Source organism: Prosthecobacter sp., assembly GCF_049294395.1.
In the GTDB taxonomy this organism is placed as follows: domain Bacteria; phylum Verrucomicrobiota; class Verrucomicrobiia; order Verrucomicrobiales; family Verrucomicrobiaceae; genus Prosthecobacter.
This window is the reverse complement of the sequence record NZ_JBAQCR010000242.1, coordinates 1-17,288: the sequence shown is the minus strand read 5'-3', so window position 1 is coordinate 17,288 and position 17,288 is coordinate 1. Positions and strand designations below refer to the sequence as shown.

Here is a 17,288-nt window from a genome sequence, read left to right as displayed (position 1 = left end):
TCGGCGCGATGAAGGGAGTCTTTCAAGCACTGCGTATGGCTTGCATGATCCTGCGCCTCTTTTTCTGTTTTCTCCTCATTCTCGAAGCTCATGCCGGAGATTTTCGTGTGGGGGCGGCGAGGGTGGACATCACGCCGAAGGATGGGACGCCGCTGGGCGGGTTTTACAAATTTCGGGGTTCGGAGGGTGTGCTGGATCCGTTGTTTGCGAAGACGATCGTTTTTGAAAAGGATGGAACGCATGCGGCCATCGTGGTGCTGGATCTTTCGGGCACGGTGCGGCCGCTGGTGGCGGAGGCGCGGAAGGCGATTCAGGAGCAGTGCGGGATCGAGGGGGATCATGTGATGATTTCCGGAACGCACACGCATTCCGGGCCGCAGCAGCCGCGTGGATCGCTGATGGATGACATCACGAAGGTGAACTCGCCGCCGGGGGTGGCCTACATCAGCGCGCTGCCGGGGCTCATTGCGCAGTCAGTGAAGGAAGCGAAGGCGAAGCTGACGGCGGCGAAAGCCTCGGTGGCGGTGGGCAAGGAGGAGGGCATCAGCTTCAACCGGCGTGTGCTGCGGGAGGGTGTGAAGGAGGCGATCTGGCAGCCGCAGAAGCTCAATCCGGCGACGGACAAGCCGGCGGGGCCGATTGATCCGGATGTGGGCGTGGTGGTGTTTGAGTCCGAAGGCAAACCTACCGCGAGCCTATTGAACTTTGCGATGCATCCGACCTCTGTGGGCGCGGGGACGAAGATCTCGGCGGATTACCCCGGAGTGTTTACGAAGCTGGTCAGCGAGAGGCACGGACCGGGCATGATCTCGGTGTTTGCGAACGGCTGCTGTGGGAACATCAACCACGGGGACTACATCAACGGCAAGCGCCGCAGCACATTGGAGCTGGGCACCGCGCTGGCGGATGCGACGGATGCTGCGTGGTCCAAGCTGCAGCCGACTGCCGCCTACGCCCCCCGTGTGCGTTCCGAGCAGGTGACGCTGCAGCGGCGCAGTTTTACGCCGGAGCAGATTGCCAAAGCGAAGGACATGGCGGCGAACATGTTCACAAAGAATTTCGGCACCGTGCCGATGGCGGAGACCGTGTGCATCCTTGAGACGGTGGAAAAGCAGAACGTGCCGCTGCTCGCGGAGGTACAGGTCATCGCGCTGAGTGATGAGCTGGCCATCGTGGCGCTGCCGGGGGAGATTTTTGTGGAGCTGGGGCTGGCGCTGAAAAATGCGTCGCCTTTCAAGACCACGCTCATCGCGGAGCTGGCGAATGGAAGCATTGGGTATGTGCCGAACCGCGAGGCGTATCCGCAGGGGAATTATGAAGTGGTGAGCGCGCGGAATGAGGTGGGCAGTGGCGAGAAGCTGGTGGAGGTGGCGCTGAGGCTGCTGGGTGAGGTGAAGGCGGCTAGGTGAACGTGGTGAGTAGGAATGCCTTCAACGATGCAAAACTCGAGTGATCGAAATCCACCCATTTTTCCTGCATCCAAGGCTTGTCCGTATCTTTTCTTCCATGCCAGGCGGCGAGGCCGAACCGCTCGTTAGGCACTTCTTTCGTGGCGATCCAAAGCTGAGCGCGTGCTTTGTCATTCTTGGCAAAAATGTCTGATGGCTTCCATCCCTTTGACTCGGCGCAGCGGAAAAAGTTATCCACGCATGTCTCCATTGGGTCTTCCTTTAATGAGGCTAACCAGAGCGATTCCAGCGCTCCAGGTTTTCCATCACCGGGAAGTACAAAAATCTTCGGGTTGAGCTGCCGCAATTCGTCAGGGGCATGAGTCAAAGCGTGTTCGACACTTTGCAAGGCTCCTGAAGCGTCTTCATCAGCATCGCGAATGATGCCCGCCAGTTTAACGAGGTTAAAGCCTTTCAGTTTGACGACATCGGCAAGGAATGTCCCCAGTCTTGCTTTTCCTTCATACGCAATGACCTGGACATCGGTGATGTCGAGTTCGAAAAACCATGCGTTGAAAAACTTCACTTCATCTTCGCCTTCACAGAGCAAAAGACCGGGCTTTGAGATGGTCAGCGGCTTGCGGTTGGCGGACATCAGCGCACCTCCCAGTCGCGTTCCAGCATTCGTTCCAGTTCGTCTTCGTTCATCGTGACACAGCGGATGTCACCATTCTCCATGCGTTCAAGTCGATGAACCGCCAGATCATTTTTTGGCTCACCCTTGAAGACTTCAGCAGCGGCGGCAATGCATTCCAGAGAATGCGTGGTAGCAAAAATCTGAACTTCTTCCTTGTTCACCGCTTCACGGATGCCCGTCCAGATTTGAGGCAGAGCACTCCAATGAAGACCGTTTTCGATTTCGTCGATGAGCACGATGTCCGCGCCTTCACCAATGATAGCGCCATAAATCTGCACCAGCCGGTTAAAACCCTCGCCGAGCAATGGAAGCGCGATTCGTTCTGGAAGACGGACATCGGCATATAGCATGCGCTGTCCAGTGTGCTCCATGGCACGCAAAGACTTTACACGCTGGTCCACGGATTGGAGAAACCCGACAAACCTGTCATCATTCTCTGCTCGCAGCGTCCAACGATCGAAGTTACGAGCGAGCTCAGCGGCGGCCAGTTTACTTGTAGTCACCACGCCGATCTTGCGACTTGGTTTGCGGGGGACAAACCGCACAAATATGGGGGGACTGCACTTCAATGAAAAATCAGATCCTATGCTTGGATCTGTTATCAAAGACAATACGGTTTGTGTGTCGTGTGAATCCTCACCGGTTGATGCTGTTATGGTTATCGCGTGCTCAAGAAACGAATCATGGAAAAGCCATTTGGCATATTCATTGTTCACAAGTGGATCCGAAGTTCCATTGCGAAAAAGCATCAGGTTGATGTCTCCTTTGGGATGCGCACCCGTCCCTGGCAACAACGACACAGCTTCCAGCACCGCCGTTTTGCCTGAGTTGCTGGTGCCGACGAACAAATTGACCTTGGCCAGCGGATTGATTTTTAGCCGGCGGAAGCATTTGAAGTTTTCGATCTCGAGGGAGGTCAGCATGGAGGCACGTGATTATGATGGTCAGGCAAGATGATGCAACCGTTCAAGCGAAACCGCCAGTAATCTGAGGTTAGAATCACTCGTTCAAGCCGCCTGCGGGGCGCGGATGTGGGCCCAGCAGTGGACGTGGGGGTCGCCGCGGAAGAACCAGACCATGTTGGGGCCTTCGATCTGCCAGACGTCCCAGATGCCGTCTTTGCCGACGTCCTGGTTTTTGAAGAAGGCCATGTGGAGGTTGTCGTAGCCGCCGGCTTCGATGTATTTCATGGACTCTTCGCGCTCGGACTGGCGGAAGGGTTTGAGGAGATCGGCGATGACTTTTTTGACGAGGTCTTTCTGGTCGGCGCTGAGTTCGGTGAGGGGGATGCCTTCGAGGCCTTTGGTTTTGCCGGTGAGCTTGACGGTGTCGTTGCCGTCTTCGTCGCGGGATTCGCCGAGGAGGGCGAGCTCGCGCTGTTTGCCGTCGAGGGCCTGGAAGACTTCGTTGGCGCGCCTGGCCTGGTACCAGTAGGCGTTGCCGGGGTGGTCGGGCTTTTCATTGAAGCCCTGGGCGGCGTGGCCGTAGAAGATGGGGCCGCCGAAGGCCGCGCCTTTTTCGCTGTCGCCATCGCAGCGGCGGGTGCAGTGGCGGCCGGTGAGGACGAACTCGAACTGACTGGTGCCGGGCTGGCCGAAGAGGGCGATGGAGGCGCTGCCGAAGCCGCCGTCGCCTTTGTTGTCCTGATCGAACTGACGCCAGACTTCGGATTTGTATTCGTCGCTGTGGAGTTTGTCGAAGATCTCGCGAACGAGGTCCTGCTGGTCGGGTTTGAGGACGTCGCGGATTTTCTGCGGGGTGATGTGCCAGTTGTTGTCGACCTTGAGGCGGCGGGGATCGCTCCAGGCGAAGCAGAGGGTTTTGCGCTGGGCTTCGTCCATGCTGCCGTAGAGCTGCTGGACGAGGGTTTCAGAAGTGGCAGCGGAGCTGGCGCCGAAAGCTGAGCCAAGGAGGCCTGCGGCGGCGACCTGCGCGCTGCGGGTGATAAAGTCACGGCGGCTGGCCGAAGGAATGAGGGGCGTGTTCATGGCGGGGGTTGTACCAAACGTGGCTTTGAATGGGAAGTTTTTGTTTTCCCTGCGCCATTATCGCAAACAGGCATAAAAGTGATGCTGAAATGGTATTGCAGGTGGCGTACCAGCAGACAGCATTCATTCGTATTGAAGTTGTTATGCACATGAACAGTACCCACGAAGTCATCATCATCGGCGGCGGTCCGGCCGGAACCAGCACTGCAGCCATCCTCGCAGAGTACGGCCACAAAGTGCTGGTGCTGGAGCGGGAGAAGTTTCCGCGGTACCATGTGGGTGAGTCGTTGATTCCGTTCACCTTTGGGCCGCTGGAGCGGCTGGGGCTGATCCCGACGATGAAGAAGTCGCACTTCATGAAGAAGTTCAGTGTGAGCTTTGTGCAGCCTGACGGAAGGCGCTCTCAGCCCTTCTACTTTTACAATCGCTATGACCGCGAGACGGTGGCGCAGACGTGGCAGGTGATGCGCTCGGAGTTTGACCAGATGCTGATGGAGCATGCGCGCGGCAAGGGTGCCACGGTGCGGGAGGAGACGACGGTGACGCAGCTCCTGAAGGATGACAGCGGCCGGGTGATCGGCGTGGCAGTGCAGAACAAGGACGGCAGCAAGGAACATCTGCTGGCCAAGCTGGTGATCGATGCCTCGGGCAAGGAGGCGTTTGCCTCGGTGCGTGAGGGCTGGCGCGTGGGCGATCCTTATCTCAACAAGGTGGCGGTGTGGACGTACTACAAGGGGTCGAAGCGCGAGGCAGGCCTTGATGAGGGTGCGACGACGATCGCTTTCGTGCCGGACAAGGGCTGGTTCTGGCACATCCCAATGCATGATGACATGGTGAGCGTGGGCGTGGTCGCCGAGGGCAAGTATTTGAGCCGCGATGGGGTGAAGGATCCGAAGGCGATGTTTGAGCGTGAGATTGGTGAGAACCAGTGGATCAAAGAGCATCTCTCGACGGGAACATCCACGGGTGAATACTGGATCACGAGTGAGTATTCACGGCACTCGAAGTATGGTGCATCGCCGGGCCTGCTGCTGGTGGGGGATGCGTTTGCGTTTCTGGATCCGGTGTTCAGCAGCGGCGTGATGCTGGCGCTGAAGAGCGGCGTGCTGGCGGGAGATGCGGTGCATGAGGCGCTGGTGGCGGGTGATGTGTCGCCGGAGCGCTTTGCCGAATACGCCGAGTCCATGCGCCAGGGCATCGATAACATGCGCAAGCTGGTGTATGCCTTCTACAACCCGAACTTTTCCTTCAAGGATGTGGTGATGAAGTATCCGGATGCCGGTGATGAGATCACCGACTGCCTGTCCGGCGATGTGAACAAGGATTACTCATCCCTGTGGACGAAGATCCGAGAGTTCTCCCCGATACCCGACATCCTGCCCTATGGGGTGCCGATGGCGGCGTGAGCTTTCTTGACGCCCCAGACCCCAAGGAGAAACAGAGCGATCAGACCCGCGCCGGTGGCATTTTCACGCCATGAGGGCGGGAACACCAGCACGTAGCCTGCGTCCTTCACCAGCGCAGCAAAGCTGGAGACGCAGAAAGGCATGAGGAAGAGGCGGAAGATGACCCATGGGTCGGTCTTGGTGGTGGTGCCTGAGGATGGACGTGTGCTGAGGATCAGCGCCGCGCCGATGATGCCGCTGAGGCCAAGGGAGGTGAGCCAGATGCGCGGGGTGCTGTCGAAGTGGTGCGTGATGCTGACTGCCCACCAGATGAAGTAGCACCAGAGGATGGTACGGCCGGTGGAGAGGTTTTGAAGGTAGCGGATCAGGGGCATGGGGAGTGTGGCTTCCTATGAAGCGCATCAGCGCAGGGGCAAATACGAAGGCCAGCCATGGAACGGCAGCATGATGCGGCCACAGCACCGCATGGGGCGTAATGCGCATGCGCCATGCCATCCCGACCCCGACTTGTGCTAGTGCTGGGAGACCAGCTTGATCTTCAATCCGCCGCTTTTGACGGCTTTGATCCGCTGCGGGATGTGGTGTGGATGGCCGAGGTGGCGGCAGAGTCCACCAAGGTGTGGAGTGTGAAGGCGAGGATTGCCGTCTTTCTCACAGCCATGCGGCATTTCCGCGAGGCGCTGCGGGAGAAGGGATGGCGGGTGGTTTATCATGAGATGGGTGCGCATGAGAGCTTTGTGGAAGCGCTGCGTGCGAGTGTGACGGAGCTGCGCCCTTCTGCGCTGGTGATGGTGCAGGCGGGGGAATGGGGCGTGCAGCGTGATCTGGAGGCTGTGGCGGTGGAGCTTGGGGTGCCGCTGGAGGTTCGTGAGGACCGCCACTTTCTCTGCACAACGGCGGAATTTGCGGAGCATGCCAAGGGGCGAAAACAACTGCGCATGGAGTTCTTTTACCGTGAGATGCGGCAGCGCACGGGGGTGCTGATGGAGGAGGGCAAGCCGGCGGGTGGGGAGTGGAACTTTGATCACGACAATCGCGGTTCGTTTGGCAAGGAGGGGCCGGATTTGCTGCGGGTGCCGCCGAGGAGGTTTGTGCCGGATGAGATCACGCGGGAGGTCATTGAGCTGGTGGAGGAGCGTTTTGCGAAGCATCCGGGCACGCTGAAGGATTTCGACTGGCCGGTGACGGCGGCGCAGAGTGTGGAGGCGCTGGAGGATTTCATCGCGCACCGGCTGGCGCAGTTTGGGCAGTATCAGGATGCGATGTGGGTGAATGAGCCGTGGCTGTATCATTCACGGCTGAGCGCGGCGATGAATCTGAAGCTGCTGGATCCGAGAGTGGTCATCGCGGCGGCGGAGAAGGCGTGGCGTGATGGCAAGGCACCGCTGGCGGCGGTGGAAGGATTCATCCGGCAGATCCTTGGCTGGCGTGAGTATGTGCGGGGCATCTACTGGCTGAAGATGCCGGACTATGAGCGGCTGAATGCCATGGAAGCGCACGAGGCGCTACCGGGGTTTTACTGGACGGGGGAGACGGACATGAACTGCCTGAGGGATGCGCTTTCGCAGACGCTGCGCTACGGGTATGCGCACCACATTCAGCGGCTGATGGTGACGGGTTTGTTTGCGCTGCTTTACGGGGTGGACCCGCATCAGGTGCACGAGTGGTATCTGGCGGTGTACGTGGACGCGGTGGAGTGGGTGGAACTGCCGAACACGCTGGGCATGTCCCAGTATGGAGACGGCGGCCTGATGGCCAGCAAGCCGTATGTGGCGAGCGGCAAATACATCCAGCGGATGAGCAACTACTGCACGGGGTGCAAGTATGATCCGGCACAGGCCACGGGGGCGAATGCGTGTCCTTTTACGACGCTGTATTGGGACTATCTGCTGCAGCATGAGGTGAAGCTGCGGGGGAATCAGAGAATGGCGATGCAGCTCAAGAATCTGGGGCGACTGACTGCGGAGAAGAGGAGTGAGATTCAGGCGCAGGCGCGGAGGGTGAGGGAGGGGTGCGCTGGGGTGGGGTGAGTGGCTTTCTTCTGCTGAGGAGCGGCAGGGTCGAGGATGATGCAGGTGAGCTGGCGGAGCTTTCCAGACCGCCTAAAGGCGGAACTACGGAACAGCGCTGGGTTATGCGTTTATATTGAGTGGAGCGGAGTGGCAGGATCGAGGACGAGTTCGAGTAGGAGAACGAGGACGACGCGGATGATTACGACAGGATATTCTTCACGACCTTGGCGGGTTCGACGCCGGTGAGGCGGAAGTCGAGGCCCTGGGCGCGGAAGGTGAAGCGTTCGTGGTCGATGCCGAGCTGGTGCATGACGGTGGCGTGGAGATCGCGGACGTGGACGGGGTTTTCGGCGACGTTGTAGCTGAAGTCGTCAGTGGCGCCGTAGGTGATGCCGGGTTTGACGCCGCCGCCGGCCATCCACATGGTGAAGCAGCGAGGGTGGTGATCGCGTCCGGCTTCGGGGCTGTCCCATTTGCCCTGACCGGCGACGCCGCGGCCGAATTCGCCGCCCCAGAGGACGAGTGTGTCATCGAGGAGGCCGCGTTGCTTGAGGTCTTTGATGAGAGCAGCGCTGGGCTGGTCGGTGTCGCGACAACGGGCGGTGCACCAGCTTGGCAGCCGGCTGTGATGATCCCAGTCGGGATGGAAGAGCTGGATGAAGCTCACGCCACGTTCCGCGAGGCGGCGGGCAAGGATGCAGTTCGCTGCGTAGCTGCCGGCACGGCGTGAATCGGGGCCGTACATTTCGAAGACGTGATCTGGCTCGTCGCTGAGATCGGTCAGCTCCGGCACGCTGGTTTGCATGCGGTAGGCCATTTCGTACTGGCGGATGCGGGTGGTGATCTCGGGATCCTGCGTCTGCTCGAAGCGCATCTGGTTGAGCTCCGCGAGGCCGTCGAGCATGCCACGGCGCAGGTGGCGTGGCAGACCTGCGGGATCGGTGAGATACAGCACGGGGTCTTTGGAATTGCGGAGTTTTACGCCTTGATAGCGGGAGGGCAGGAAACCGCTGCCCCAGTAGTGGTCGTAGAGGGGCTGGTCGCTGGGGCGCTGCATCTTGGAGATGAGAACGAGGTAGTCGGGCAGGTTGCGGTTCAGGCTGCCGAGACCGTAGCTGATCCAGGAGCCGAGGCTCGGCCTGCCAGGGAGCTGGTGGCCGGTGAGGAACTGCGTCATCGCCGGCGCGTGATTGATCTGGTCTGTCGTCATCGATTTGATGAAGCAGAGGTCATCGGCCACGCCCTGGAGATGGGGCAGCCATTCGCTGATGGTGGCGCCGCTCTGGCCGCAGCGGCTGAATTTGGTGAGGCCGGGCAGGATGAGCTGCTTCTGACCTGAAGTCATCGTGGTGAGGCGCTGGCCCTGGCGCACGGACTCCGGCAGTTCTTTGCCTGCCCAAGGCATCAGTCCGGGCTTGTGGTCGTAGAGCTCCAGCTGCGAGGGCCCGCCTGAATGGGTGAGGAAGATGACGCGCTTTGCCTTGGGTGCGAAATGGGGAAGGGAGGGCAGGCCGGTGGCTTCCTGCTGGGCCATGGAGTGGAGAGCCATGGCGCCGACGGAGACGCCGGTGCATTGGCCGAGGAAGTAGCGCCGGGTGGTGTTGAGGGAGGATTCACTCATGGGTGATGGCTTCGTCGAGGTTGAGGACCAGGCTGGCGACCAGTGTGTGCGCGGCGAGTTCGGGCGTGGTTTGCAGTTTGCGGGCGTCGTCGGGATGGGCGCGGTAGTGGGCGAGAGCGCGGTCGAGTTCGCGCTGAAGGACGGACAGCTCTTTTGGCGTGGCTGGTCGGGTCAACACGGACAGGTAGAGGAGAGGGAGGCGATCTTCGGTTCTCGCGGCGAGCATGCGTTTGGCGAGGGCGCGGGAGGCTTCCATCATGGTTTCGTCATTGAGCAGGGTGAGGGCCTGCAGCGGTGTGTTGGTGCGCGAAATCGCCACTTCGCATGAGCGGCGCTGGGCGCTGTCGAAGAGGAAGGTGGGGGCGATGCTGCGACGCCAGAAGGCATACAGGGTGCGGCGGTGCTGGGCGGCGCCTTGGCTGGGCTCATAGGTGAAGCGGCCCATGAAGATCTCCTCCCACACGCCGTCGGGCTGGTGGGGACGGACTGGCGGGCCACCGAGAGCGGGATTGAGCAGGCCGGAGGAGGCCAGGGCGGCATCGCGGATCATCCATGCGGGGAGGCGGAAGCGGGGGCCGCGTGAGAGGAGGAGGTTTTGAGGATCGGATGGATTGGTATGATCTGATGCCTGCTGGTAGGTATCGCTGGTGACGATGAGCTTGATGAGCTTTTTCACGTCCCAGCCGTTCTCCATGAAATCGACGGCGAGCCAGTCGAGCAGTTCGGGGTGGGTGGGGCGCTGGCCTTGCAGGCCGAAATCATCGGGCGTGCGGACGAGTCCGGCACCGAAGAGCATCTGCCAGACTTGATTGACGAAGACGCGGGCGGTGAGGGGATTTTCCTTGGAGGTGAGCCATTTGGCGAGACCGATGCGGTCCTTCACCGTGCCAGCGGGCCAGGGTGCGATGGCGGCGGGGACATCGCGCTGGACGACATCGCCTTTTTTGTCCCAGACACCGCGCACGAGGACGTGGGTGTCGCGTGGCTCTTTGCGTTCGGCGAGCACCATGACGTTGAGCTTGCCTGCGGCGGCCTGCACTTCCTTGAGCTGGGCATTGGCGCGATCGAGGGAGGCTTTCGCGAGCTGATAGGGCTCGTGATCCTCCAGGAATTGATCGAGGAGGCGATGGCGGTCGGGTTTGCCAGTGGCGAGTTGTTCGAGCGGGGTGGGGCCGATTTCGCGCACGGCAGGGCCGGGCTGATCCGTGGCGGAAACGCGAAAGCTGGCGATGTTGGCATCGCCGTTGGTGGAGCGGTGGCGAAGTTCGAAGATGAGTTCTTCATCGCTTTCGAGCACGAGTGGTTCGGCGAGGCCGTAGAGGGCGGTGTGCGGCTGATCTTTGGGGAAGCCCTTCGTGGTCCAGCCGTTGCGTGGATCATCGTCGAGGGTGCCTTTGACATCGCCGTATTCGCGGGCCTTGGCTTCGGTCTTGGTATCGGCGACGGCGTATTTGACGAGGATGTCGCGGATCTGGGAGCTGCCCTTTCGGCGCACCTGCAGCTTGATGTCGGTGAGGATGAATTCGCCGTCCATGCCGCGGGAGAGGGTGCCGTTTTGTGGCAGCACTTCGAGTTTCAAACCGGTAAGGCGGGGGAGTTTGATCACCGAGATGAGACGGTAGTCATCCTGCTTGGGATTCGGACCGCTGGCGGTGACGATGCCGTCTTTGGATTGGGTGAGTTTCGAGCCTTCTTGAGATTCCACGGCACCGTGGATGATGTGCCAGGTTTGGAAGCCGTTTCTAACTGCGGCTTGCTGCTCCGTGAGCCATTTCTCAAAGGGTTTTGCGGCATCCGCCTTGGCCTTGGTTTCCACGGGCTTGCGGGTATCGACGAGTTTTTGGGCTTCATCCACGGCACGCTTGGCGTGAGGCGACTGGTAGCTGAGGTACGGCTTCGCAGCCGTGCCGGCGGCACCGTCTTCGTCGATGCTGTTGAAGAAGGCGTGGAGGCTGTAGTAGTCGTGCTGGGAAATGGGGTCGAACTTGTGCGAGTGGCACTGAGTGCAGCCGAGCGTGAGGCCGAGCCAGACGGTGCCGATCGTGTTCACGCGGTCGATGACGTAGTCGATGCGGGACTCCTCCTTGTCGCGGCCGCCTTCGCCGTTGGTCATGTGATTGCGGTGGAAGCAGGTGGCGAGTTTCTGCTCGGGGGTGGCATTGGGCAGGAGATCGCTGGCGAACTGTTCGAGAGTGAACTGATCGAAGGGCTTGTTGGCGTTGAAGGACTCCACCACGTAGTCGCGCCAGGGCCAGTTGGTGCGGGAGGCGTCGGACTGGAAGCCGTCGGTGTCGGCGTAGCGAGCGGCATCCAGCCAGTTCATGGCCATGCGCTCGCCGAAGTGCGGTGATGCCAGAAGGCGGGTGGCTAGATCCTGGATGCTAGATTCTAGATGCTGGATACCGGAGGCGGGAGGGAGGCCGGTGAGGTCGAAGGAGAGGCGGCGGATGAGAGTATGAGCGGGGGCTTTGGGGGAGAGCTTGAGGCCCTCTTTGGCGAGGCGAGCTTTGACGAAGAAATCCACGGGATGGCCTTCGACTTTGGCTTTCACGGGTTTTTCGAGGGACCAATGCTTGCCCCACGGTGCGCCTTCGGCGAGCCAGCGTTTCAGGAGAGCGACCTGCTCTGGCTTGAGGGCCGGCTTGTGGGACTTCGGGGGCGGCATGAGCTCCTCGGGATCGGTGGTGACGATGCGTGCCATGAAGTCGCCGGACTTGAGGACTTCGCGTGCGCCTTCCAAGGTGTCGAGGCGGAGGTCGGCTTTGCGGTGGCCGGCGTCCTGACCGTGGCAGGAAAGGCAGTTGTCCGAGAGCAGAGGCATCACCTCGCGGCTGAAGCTCACCGGGTCCGCGTGGGCGGAAAGGGAGAGGGCGAGGAGGAGCAGCAGATGTTTCGGCATGAGACGCAGCATGCAGAAACCAACGCGGCTGAACATGCAAGGTGCATGCATTCGCTATGGAGAATTCTGAGATTTTTGCGCGGTGGCAGACTGCTTAAAAGCAGGCGGGAGGGCAGCGGGAGGCGTAATCGAAGGCATTCATGAGTGAACAACCCTCCAACAAGCGTCATGGCCTCGTGCTGGCCGGATTCATTGTCGTCACGTTCTGCGCGCCGCTGCTGAGTGTGGGCTCCATGCCGGGCGCATGGTATGCTGCCTTGCACAAACCGTCTTGGAATCCGCCGGCGTGGTTGTTTGGCCCTGCGTGGACGCTGCTATACACGCTGATGGCGGTGGCGGCGTGGCTGGTTTGGAAACGGGTTGGATGTTCACGGCCGCTGGGGCTGTATTTCGTGCAACTGGCGCTGAATGCGGCGTGGACGCCTATTTTCTTTGGGGCGCATCAGCTGGGCTGGGCGCTGTTTGAAATCGTACTGCTGTGGATCGCGATTCTGGCGACGCTGCTGAGTTTTAGACGCGTGAACAGGGCAGCCGGATGGCTGTTTGCGCCGTATTTGGCGTGGGTCACGTTTGCGACGGTCTTGAACTTTACACTTTGGAAATTGAATCCCGCATGAATCAAAAGAACTGGCTGATCACAGGATGTTCGAGCGGCTTTGGCCGAGCGATCGCGGAGGCTGCGCTGGATGCGGGGCAGCGAGTGATCGCCACGGCGCGGGATGTGCGGAGCATTGCGGACCTGGAGCGTGCGGGAAGCTGTGAGGTGATGGCGCTGGACATCACGGATGCGGAGAACGTGCGCGAAGTGATCGCGGCAGCGGGGGCGCTGGATGTGATCGTGAACAACGCGGGTTACGGGCTGATCGGTGCAGTGGAGGAGTGCAGTGACGAGCAGATCCGCCGCAGCATGGAGACAAATTTCTTTGGGCCGTTGAATGTGATTCGCGCGGCACTGCCGATGCTGAGGGCGCAGAAGAGCGGGCACATCGTGAACATCAGCGCGGCGGCGGCGATTTCGAACTACCCGGGCTTTGGCATCTACGGAGGCGCCAAGGCGGCGCTGGAGATGATGAGCGAGAGCCTGAGGCTGGAACTGGCGCCGCTGGGCATTCAGGTGACGCTGGTGCAGCCGGGGCCGTTTCGGACTGACTTCATCGCGCGAGGTTTGGAAAAGGCGGCGGGAGAGATCGCGGACTATGCGGGCAGTGCGCGCAAGTTTGCCACGTTTCTGGAAACGGTGAACGGCAAGCAGCCGGGAGACCCGGTGCGTGCGGCGGAGGCCATCGTGAAGATGGTGCTGGATGGCCAGGCACCGCTGCGGCTGCCGCTGGGCAAGTATGTGGTGAAGAAGATGCGGGACAAGGCGGCGGCGCTGACGCGTGAGGTGGAGCAGTGGGGAGAGGTGGCGGTGAACACGGATTTTCCCAGCTGATCATGGCCGTTCACACTTTGCACACGAAGCAGATCATCCGGGCCACGCGGCAGGAGGCGTGGGATTTTTTCTCGAACCCGAGGAATCTGGCGAAGATCACGCCGCCGGAACTGGGGTTTGAAATCATCACGCCGGATCTGGTGCCGCAGGTGCGGGAGGGGATGATGATCGCGTATCGCGTGAGGCCGCTGCTGGGACTGCCGATGACGTGGCTGTCTGAGATCACGCTGGTGGAACCCGGGGTTCGGTTCATCGACGAGCAGCGTGTGGGGCCGTATGCGGTGTGGCATCATGAGCATGAGTTTCACGATCTGGGCGATGGCCGAATCGAGATGGAGGACAAGGCGACGTATGTGCTGCCCTTTGCGCCGCTGGGAGATCTGGCGCATGCGTGGCTGGTGCGGCCGCAGCTGGAGCGCATCTTTGCTTACCGTGAGAAAGCGGTGAGGCAGTTGTTCGATTGTAGCCTGAGCAAGGGATGATCGTTTGTTCGACTTGAGTGAGGTTGCCGTTTAAACACCCCCTAGCATGAAGATCCCTGTTGCTTACGAACTGAACGGCCGCCGCCGCTTTCTGCTGGTGCAGGACGGTGAGACGATCAGTGTCGGGCGTGGCGAGACATGCAGCATTCGATTGACGGAGGATGCGGCGCAGGAGGTGGAGCTGACGGCGCAGTTTGTGAACGGCTGTCAGTTCCTGGTGGTGCATCCGGCCAATGGCAGTGTGCCTTATGCGCAGCCGCTGCCGTGGAAGGTCACGCTGGCGGGGGTAGAATTGGAACTGCAACGTCCTTTCAAAGCGGAGCAGGGCAAGGCTGGGCGCGAGTTGATTTTGCAAGGTTTGAGCGGGGGAGAAACCCGGTTGGTGATGCCGCCGGATAAACCGCTGCTGCTGGGTGCGAATGATGGCTGTGAGGTGGTCATTCCAGATGCAGGCTGTCCGGATGTGCTGCTGGCCCTATGGGGTGCAGGAAACAAGCTGCGGGTGCAGGTGCTGGATGAGTCTGCTGTGGTGGGCTGGGTGGGACGTGCGGGTGAGAACGAGGCTGAGCTGGAGCTGCCGGTGAGTTTGAGCATTGGCGGCCGGGTGCTGCTTTTTCGTTCTGGCGAGGCAGCGGCCATGGCGCATCCCGTGGCGAAGCCGATGGTGCCTGTGGCTGCAACACCGCATGCGCCATCCATTTTGGCGAAGAACGCCGAATATGCTCCCAAGATCATCGCACGGCAGGGAAGTCCGAACGGCAGTGAGGAGGGAGGAATCAATCTGGTGAAAAAGGCGGAGCAGGCTCCGGCAAGCACGGGGCGTCCGCTGGTTTTGCCACCGCCCTCGGTTCTCTCTGCGGATGAAGGGGTGCCGATTATGACGATGGAGGAGGCGGCTCATTCGCATCCCAAGCCGTACACTCCCAAGGTGTTCCTTCTCGCGAGCTGGCTGCAGGTGGGGCTGATTTTTGCCGTGGCGCTGCTGCCCCAGCGGGGGCTGATGACGCCCGAGCAGATCGTGCAGTTGTGGTATGCCGCGGGTGGCATGCTGATCCTGACGCTTGTGCTGGGTCTCGGGGTGCTGCTCAAATGAGGCGTGGAAGCGGCTGGTTTTTTTGAGGAAGGTGTCATACAACGCGGCGTCCCCGCGTCACTCAGCGGGAAATGAATGGAACGCGCCATTGCCGACCAGCTCGAAGCCCTGCATCCCGACGCCTTTGGCTGGGCGCTGCACTGCTGTGCCGGCGAGCACGGGCGGGCGGAGGATGTGCTGCAAAACGCGTATCTCAAACTGGCCCAGCAACGGGCGAAGCACGACGGGCGCTCCAGCTTCAAGACGTGGTGGTTTGGAGTGATCCGCTTTACAGCGCACGAGGAGTTCCGGCGGCTGCGGTACCGGGAATCGCTGCTGGGCAGGCTGCTGCTGCAGCTCACGGGCGATGCCCACGATCCGCAACCGTCGCCCGCACGAAAGATGGAGCTGGACGAGCGCACGGCCGAGCTGCGGCGCTGCCTGGCGCAACTGCCGGCACGGCAGGCGGAGGTGCTGCATCTGGTGTTTTACCAGGATCTCACGCTCAACGAGGCGGCGGAGGTGATGCGAGTGAGCATCGGTTCCGTACGCCAGCATTACGAACGCGGCAAAGCGCGCCTGCGCACGCTGCTGCAACCCGAACACCTGCATGAAACCGGAGTCTGACGACGACCTGCTCGAGATTTTTTCGCACGCGCGCCGGTGTGACCGGGAGGAGGCGCCTGCCTGGAGGCCGGAGCTGCTGGAGCGTCCTATGCAGAGGCGCGCCACCCCGTTGCGGTGGATTCCGGCGGCGCTGGTGGCGGCGAGTGTGGTCGTAGTGGCGGTCTTCTTCACCCAGGCGCCCATGCATGAGCCGCGACTGAGTGAGGCGCTGCCGCCGTTGTTTGAGTCTCAGCCAGGCGAGCTGTTTGCCAGCATGGAGCCATCACTCATGAGCTTTGAAGCGCCTTCCGACTTTCTTTTGCCCGATCATCTCAACCCCTACAACCCATGAAAAAGCTCCTTTGCTGTCTTTTGCTCACCGTCGCCAGTCTGCCTGCTGCTCAAGTGGAGGACTGGCTGAAAAGCGGGCTGCTGCATCCGGACCTGATTGCCTCGGTGCGTGAGCAGCTGGGCCTGACGGAAGAGCAGCAGACCAAACTCAACTCCCAGCTCAGCGAGGCGCGTGCCCAGGCCGAGCCGCTGGAGCAGGCCGTGCAGGAGCAGAAGAAAGCGCTCAATCATCTGCTGCAGGATCCAAGCACCAGCGCTGACGTGGCGGCGGCGCAGCTGACCAAGCTGCTGGATGCGGAAGCCGCGATCAAACAACTACAGCTGCGAACGCTGATTGGCGTGCGCGATGTCCTGACACCGGAACAACTTGGCAAAGCGAAGAAACTGGGGCCGCCGAAGCTGGCTGCAGGTGGAGGGCTGGAGGCGAAAGTGAAGGAGAAAGCCGGGAAGCTCAGGGCTGCGGTGGACGCCATCGGCGTGCCGCCTACCGAGGCGATGAAATATCGGGGGGGGGAAATTGAGAAGCTGATCAAAGCCAGTCAGTTTGCCGAAGCCAACAAGGAGCTGGATGAACTGATGGAAGACTCGCACTTCAAGGAGCTGGACGCCGAGGTGGAGAAGGTGGATTTTGCCAAATTCGAGCCCGGCAGCACCGATGTCGAAACTTTGCGGGAGCGCTACGAAAGCGTGCATGCGGCGGGGCAGGAAATCATCTCCCTGCCATTGCTGCGTGAGCTGGTGCAGGCCAAGACGGCCTTTGAAGCCGCGAAGGAGGCCCAGGACGCCGACAAGGTGGGGCGCATTCTCACCTATGTGGAGGGCAAGCTGAAGAAGTAACCGAGGCGGGAAACTGGATCTAAGGACGGGAAAGCAGCGCTCCGCCTGAGGGTGACGTCGGGGTGAAACCGTAGAAAAGTTTCGTTTGCCTTTGGCCATTTTCCGGCGATAAAACGCCGTAAGTCACCTGTTAAGGGTCAGGCTCAGTCGTGCATCAGGTGATTTTGAATCCGTTGGTGTTCATATACCGATGATCGGGGCTGGTTCTGACACGAGGCAGAGGACGGCACCCAACAACGAAAGATATGAATACCAAGATGTACGTGGGCAATCTGCCCTTCGCCGCTCAAGAACAAGACATTCGTGAGCTGTTTTCACAATACGGTGGTGTCACCGAAGTCTTCCTCCCGATGGATCGCGAAAGTGGTCGTCCGCGCGGCTTTGCCTTCGTGACCATGGACTCCGCAGAAGCCATGAATGCTTCGATCAACGCGCAAAACGGCCAGGAATTCATGGGCCGCAAGCTTGCCATCAATGAAGCCCGCCCACGTGAAGAA

17 protein-coding genes are annotated in these 17,288 nt (G+C 60.7%); 11 read left to right on the top strand and 6 right to left on the bottom strand.

What is annotated here, in order from left to right; genetic code table 11:
- Positions 1 to 44: 44 nt before the first annotated feature.
- A complete protein-coding gene (locus WAW39_RS16580; RefSeq protein WP_422320297.1) occupies positions 45 to 1,409 on the top strand; it encodes a neutral/alkaline non-lysosomal ceramidase N-terminal domain-containing protein in 1,365 nt (454 codons plus the stop codon).
- On the opposite strand, the gene WAW39_RS16575 is transcribed toward WAW39_RS16580, so the two are convergent.
- From WAW39_RS16575 to WAW39_RS16565, 3 genes are all read right to left on the bottom strand, one after another.
- The gene (locus WAW39_RS16575; protein ID WP_422320296.1) at positions 1,402 to 2,043 is read right to left on the bottom strand and encodes a DUF3226 domain-containing protein; all 642 of its coding nucleotides are present in this window, start codon (positions 2,041 to 2,043) and stop codon (positions 1,402 to 1,404) included. The genes WAW39_RS16580 and WAW39_RS16575 overlap by 8 nt on opposite strands.
- The gene (locus WAW39_RS16570; RefSeq protein ID WP_422320295.1) at positions 2,043 to 3,008 is read right to left on the bottom strand and encodes an AAA family ATPase; all 966 of its coding nucleotides are present in this window, start codon (positions 3,006 to 3,008) and stop codon (positions 2,043 to 2,045) included. The genes WAW39_RS16575 and WAW39_RS16570 overlap by 1 nt, the downstream gene beginning before the upstream one ends.
- Before the next feature lie 84 nt (positions 3,009 to 3,092).
- Positions 3,093 to 4,073: a DUF3500 domain-containing protein gene (locus tag WAW39_RS16565; protein ID WP_422320294.1), complete on the bottom strand. Its 981-nt coding sequence runs from the start codon at positions 4,071 to 4,073 to the stop codon at positions 3,093 to 3,095.
- A 149-nt stretch (positions 4,074 to 4,222) separates the two neighbouring features.
- On the opposite strand from WAW39_RS16565, the gene WAW39_RS16560 reads away from it, so the two are divergent.
- On the top strand, positions 4,223 to 5,479 hold the full coding sequence (locus WAW39_RS16560; protein WP_422320293.1) for an NAD(P)/FAD-dependent oxidoreductase: 1,257 nt from the start codon (positions 4,223 to 4,225) through the stop codon (positions 5,477 to 5,479).
- Here WAW39_RS16560 and WAW39_RS16555 read toward each other — a convergent pair.
- Complete coding sequence (locus WAW39_RS16555; RefSeq protein WP_422320292.1) at positions 5,455 to 5,853, bottom strand: hypothetical protein; 399 nt, start codon at positions 5,851 to 5,853, stop codon at positions 5,455 to 5,457. The two genes, WAW39_RS16560 and WAW39_RS16555, sit on opposite strands and share 25 nt — an antisense overlap.
- 114 nt (positions 5,854 to 5,967) lie before the next feature.
- On the opposite strand from WAW39_RS16555, the gene WAW39_RS16550 reads away from it, so the two are divergent.
- A complete protein-coding gene (locus tag WAW39_RS16550) occupies positions 5,968 to 7,509 on the top strand; it encodes a cryptochrome/photolyase family protein (RefSeq protein ID WP_422320291.1) in 1,542 nt (513 codons plus the stop codon).
- A gap of 181 nt (positions 7,510 to 7,690) precedes the next feature.
- Here the strand turns inward: WAW39_RS16550 and WAW39_RS16545 are convergent, their stop codons facing one another.
- Together WAW39_RS16545 and WAW39_RS16540 are read right to left on the bottom strand one after the other, a co-directional pair.
- Positions 7,691 to 9,112 (bottom strand): DUF1501 domain-containing protein, encoded by a 1,422-nt coding sequence (locus WAW39_RS16545; protein ID WP_422320290.1) that lies wholly within the window; start codon positions 9,110 to 9,112, stop codon positions 7,691 to 7,693.
- The gene (locus WAW39_RS16540) at positions 9,105 to 12,047 is read right to left on the bottom strand and encodes a PSD1 and planctomycete cytochrome C domain-containing protein (RefSeq protein ID WP_422320289.1); all 2,943 of its coding nucleotides are present in this window, start codon (positions 12,045 to 12,047) and stop codon (positions 9,105 to 9,107) included. Before WAW39_RS16540 ends, WAW39_RS16545 begins: the two co-directional genes overlap by 8 nt.
- 104 nt (positions 12,048 to 12,151) lie before the next feature.
- On the opposite strand from WAW39_RS16540, the gene WAW39_RS16535 reads away from it, so the two are divergent.
- The 8 genes from WAW39_RS16535 to WAW39_RS16500 form a co-directional block, all read left to right on the top strand.
- A complete protein-coding gene (locus WAW39_RS16535) occupies positions 12,152 to 12,628 on the top strand; it encodes a TspO/MBR family protein (RefSeq protein ID WP_422320288.1) in 477 nt (158 codons plus the stop codon).
- Entirely contained in the window at positions 12,625 to 13,443 is an 819-nt protein-coding gene (locus WAW39_RS16530) for an oxidoreductase (RefSeq protein ID WP_422320287.1), read from the top strand. Before WAW39_RS16535 ends, WAW39_RS16530 begins: the two co-directional genes overlap by 4 nt.
- Positions 13,444 to 13,445: 2 nt before the next feature.
- Positions 13,446 to 13,925 (top strand): SRPBCC family protein, encoded by a 480-nt coding sequence (locus WAW39_RS16525; RefSeq protein ID WP_422320286.1) that lies wholly within the window; start codon positions 13,446 to 13,448, stop codon positions 13,923 to 13,925.
- 46 nt (positions 13,926 to 13,971) lie between these two features.
- A complete protein-coding gene (locus WAW39_RS16520; RefSeq protein ID WP_422320285.1) occupies positions 13,972 to 15,018 on the top strand; it encodes a hypothetical protein in 1,047 nt (348 codons plus the stop codon).
- A gap of 75 nt (positions 15,019 to 15,093) precedes the next feature.
- Positions 15,094 to 15,624: an RNA polymerase sigma factor gene (locus tag WAW39_RS16515; RefSeq protein WP_422320284.1), complete on the top strand. Its 531-nt coding sequence runs from the start codon at positions 15,094 to 15,096 to the stop codon at positions 15,622 to 15,624.
- A complete protein-coding gene (locus WAW39_RS16510; RefSeq protein WP_422320283.1) occupies positions 15,608 to 15,955 on the top strand; it encodes a hypothetical protein in 348 nt (115 codons plus the stop codon). Before WAW39_RS16515 ends, WAW39_RS16510 begins: the two co-directional genes overlap by 17 nt.
- Positions 15,952 to 16,791: a Spy/CpxP family protein refolding chaperone gene (locus tag WAW39_RS16505; RefSeq protein ID WP_422320282.1), complete on the top strand. Its 840-nt coding sequence runs from the start codon at positions 15,952 to 15,954 to the stop codon at positions 16,789 to 16,791. The genes WAW39_RS16510 and WAW39_RS16505 overlap by 4 nt, the downstream gene beginning before the upstream one ends.
- Before the next feature lie 245 nt (positions 16,792 to 17,036).
- The coding region (locus WAW39_RS16500) for an RNA recognition motif domain-containing protein (RefSeq protein WP_422320281.1) at positions 17,037 to 17,288 on the top strand (252 nt) is incomplete at its 3' end.

Coding starts and splice junctions, on each gene's coding strand:
- WAW39_RS16535 (WP_422320288.1), top strand. CDS start 12,152: ATGAGTGAACAACCCTCCAACAAGCGTCATGGCCTCGTGCTGGCCGGA.
- WAW39_RS16550 (WP_422320291.1), top strand. CDS start 5,968: ATGCCATCCCGACCCCGACTTGTGCTAGTGCTGGGAGACCAGCTTGAT.
- WAW39_RS16530 (WP_422320287.1), top strand. CDS start 12,625: ATGAATCAAAAGAACTGGCTGATCACAGGATGTTCGAGCGGCTTTGGC.
- WAW39_RS16580 (WP_422320297.1), top strand. CDS start 45: ATGATCCTGCGCCTCTTTTTCTGTTTTCTCCTCATTCTCGAAGCTCAT.
- WAW39_RS16570 (WP_422320295.1), bottom strand. CDS start 3,008: ATGCTGACCTCCCTCGAGATCGAAAACTTCAAATGCTTCCGCCGGCTA.
- WAW39_RS16505 (WP_422320282.1), top strand. CDS start 15,952: ATGAAAAAGCTCCTTTGCTGTCTTTTGCTCACCGTCGCCAGTCTGCCT.
- WAW39_RS16575 (WP_422320296.1), bottom strand. CDS start 2,043: ATGTCCGCCAACCGCAAGCCGCTGACCATCTCAAAGCCCGGTCTTTTG.
- WAW39_RS16520 (WP_422320285.1), top strand. CDS start 13,972: ATGAAGATCCCTGTTGCTTACGAACTGAACGGCCGCCGCCGCTTTCTG.
- WAW39_RS16560 (WP_422320293.1), top strand. CDS start 4,223: ATGAACAGTACCCACGAAGTCATCATCATCGGCGGCGGTCCGGCCGGA.
- WAW39_RS16540 (WP_422320289.1), bottom strand. CDS start 12,047: ATGTTCAGCCGCGTTGGTTTCTGCATGCTGCGTCTCATGCCGAAACAT.
- WAW39_RS16555 (WP_422320292.1), bottom strand. CDS start 5,853: ATGCCCCTGATCCGCTACCTTCAAAACCTCTCCACCGGCCGTACCATC.
- WAW39_RS16515 (WP_422320284.1), top strand. CDS start 15,094: ATGGAACGCGCCATTGCCGACCAGCTCGAAGCCCTGCATCCCGACGCC.
- WAW39_RS16545 (WP_422320290.1), bottom strand. CDS start 9,112: ATGAGTGAATCCTCCCTCAACACCACCCGGCGCTACTTCCTCGGCCAA.
- WAW39_RS16525 (WP_422320286.1), top strand. CDS start 13,446: ATGGCCGTTCACACTTTGCACACGAAGCAGATCATCCGGGCCACGCGG.
- WAW39_RS16565 (WP_422320294.1), bottom strand. CDS start 4,073: ATGAACACGCCCCTCATTCCTTCGGCCAGCCGCCGTGACTTTATCACC.
- WAW39_RS16510 (WP_422320283.1), top strand. CDS start 15,608: ATGAAACCGGAGTCTGACGACGACCTGCTCGAGATTTTTTCGCACGCG.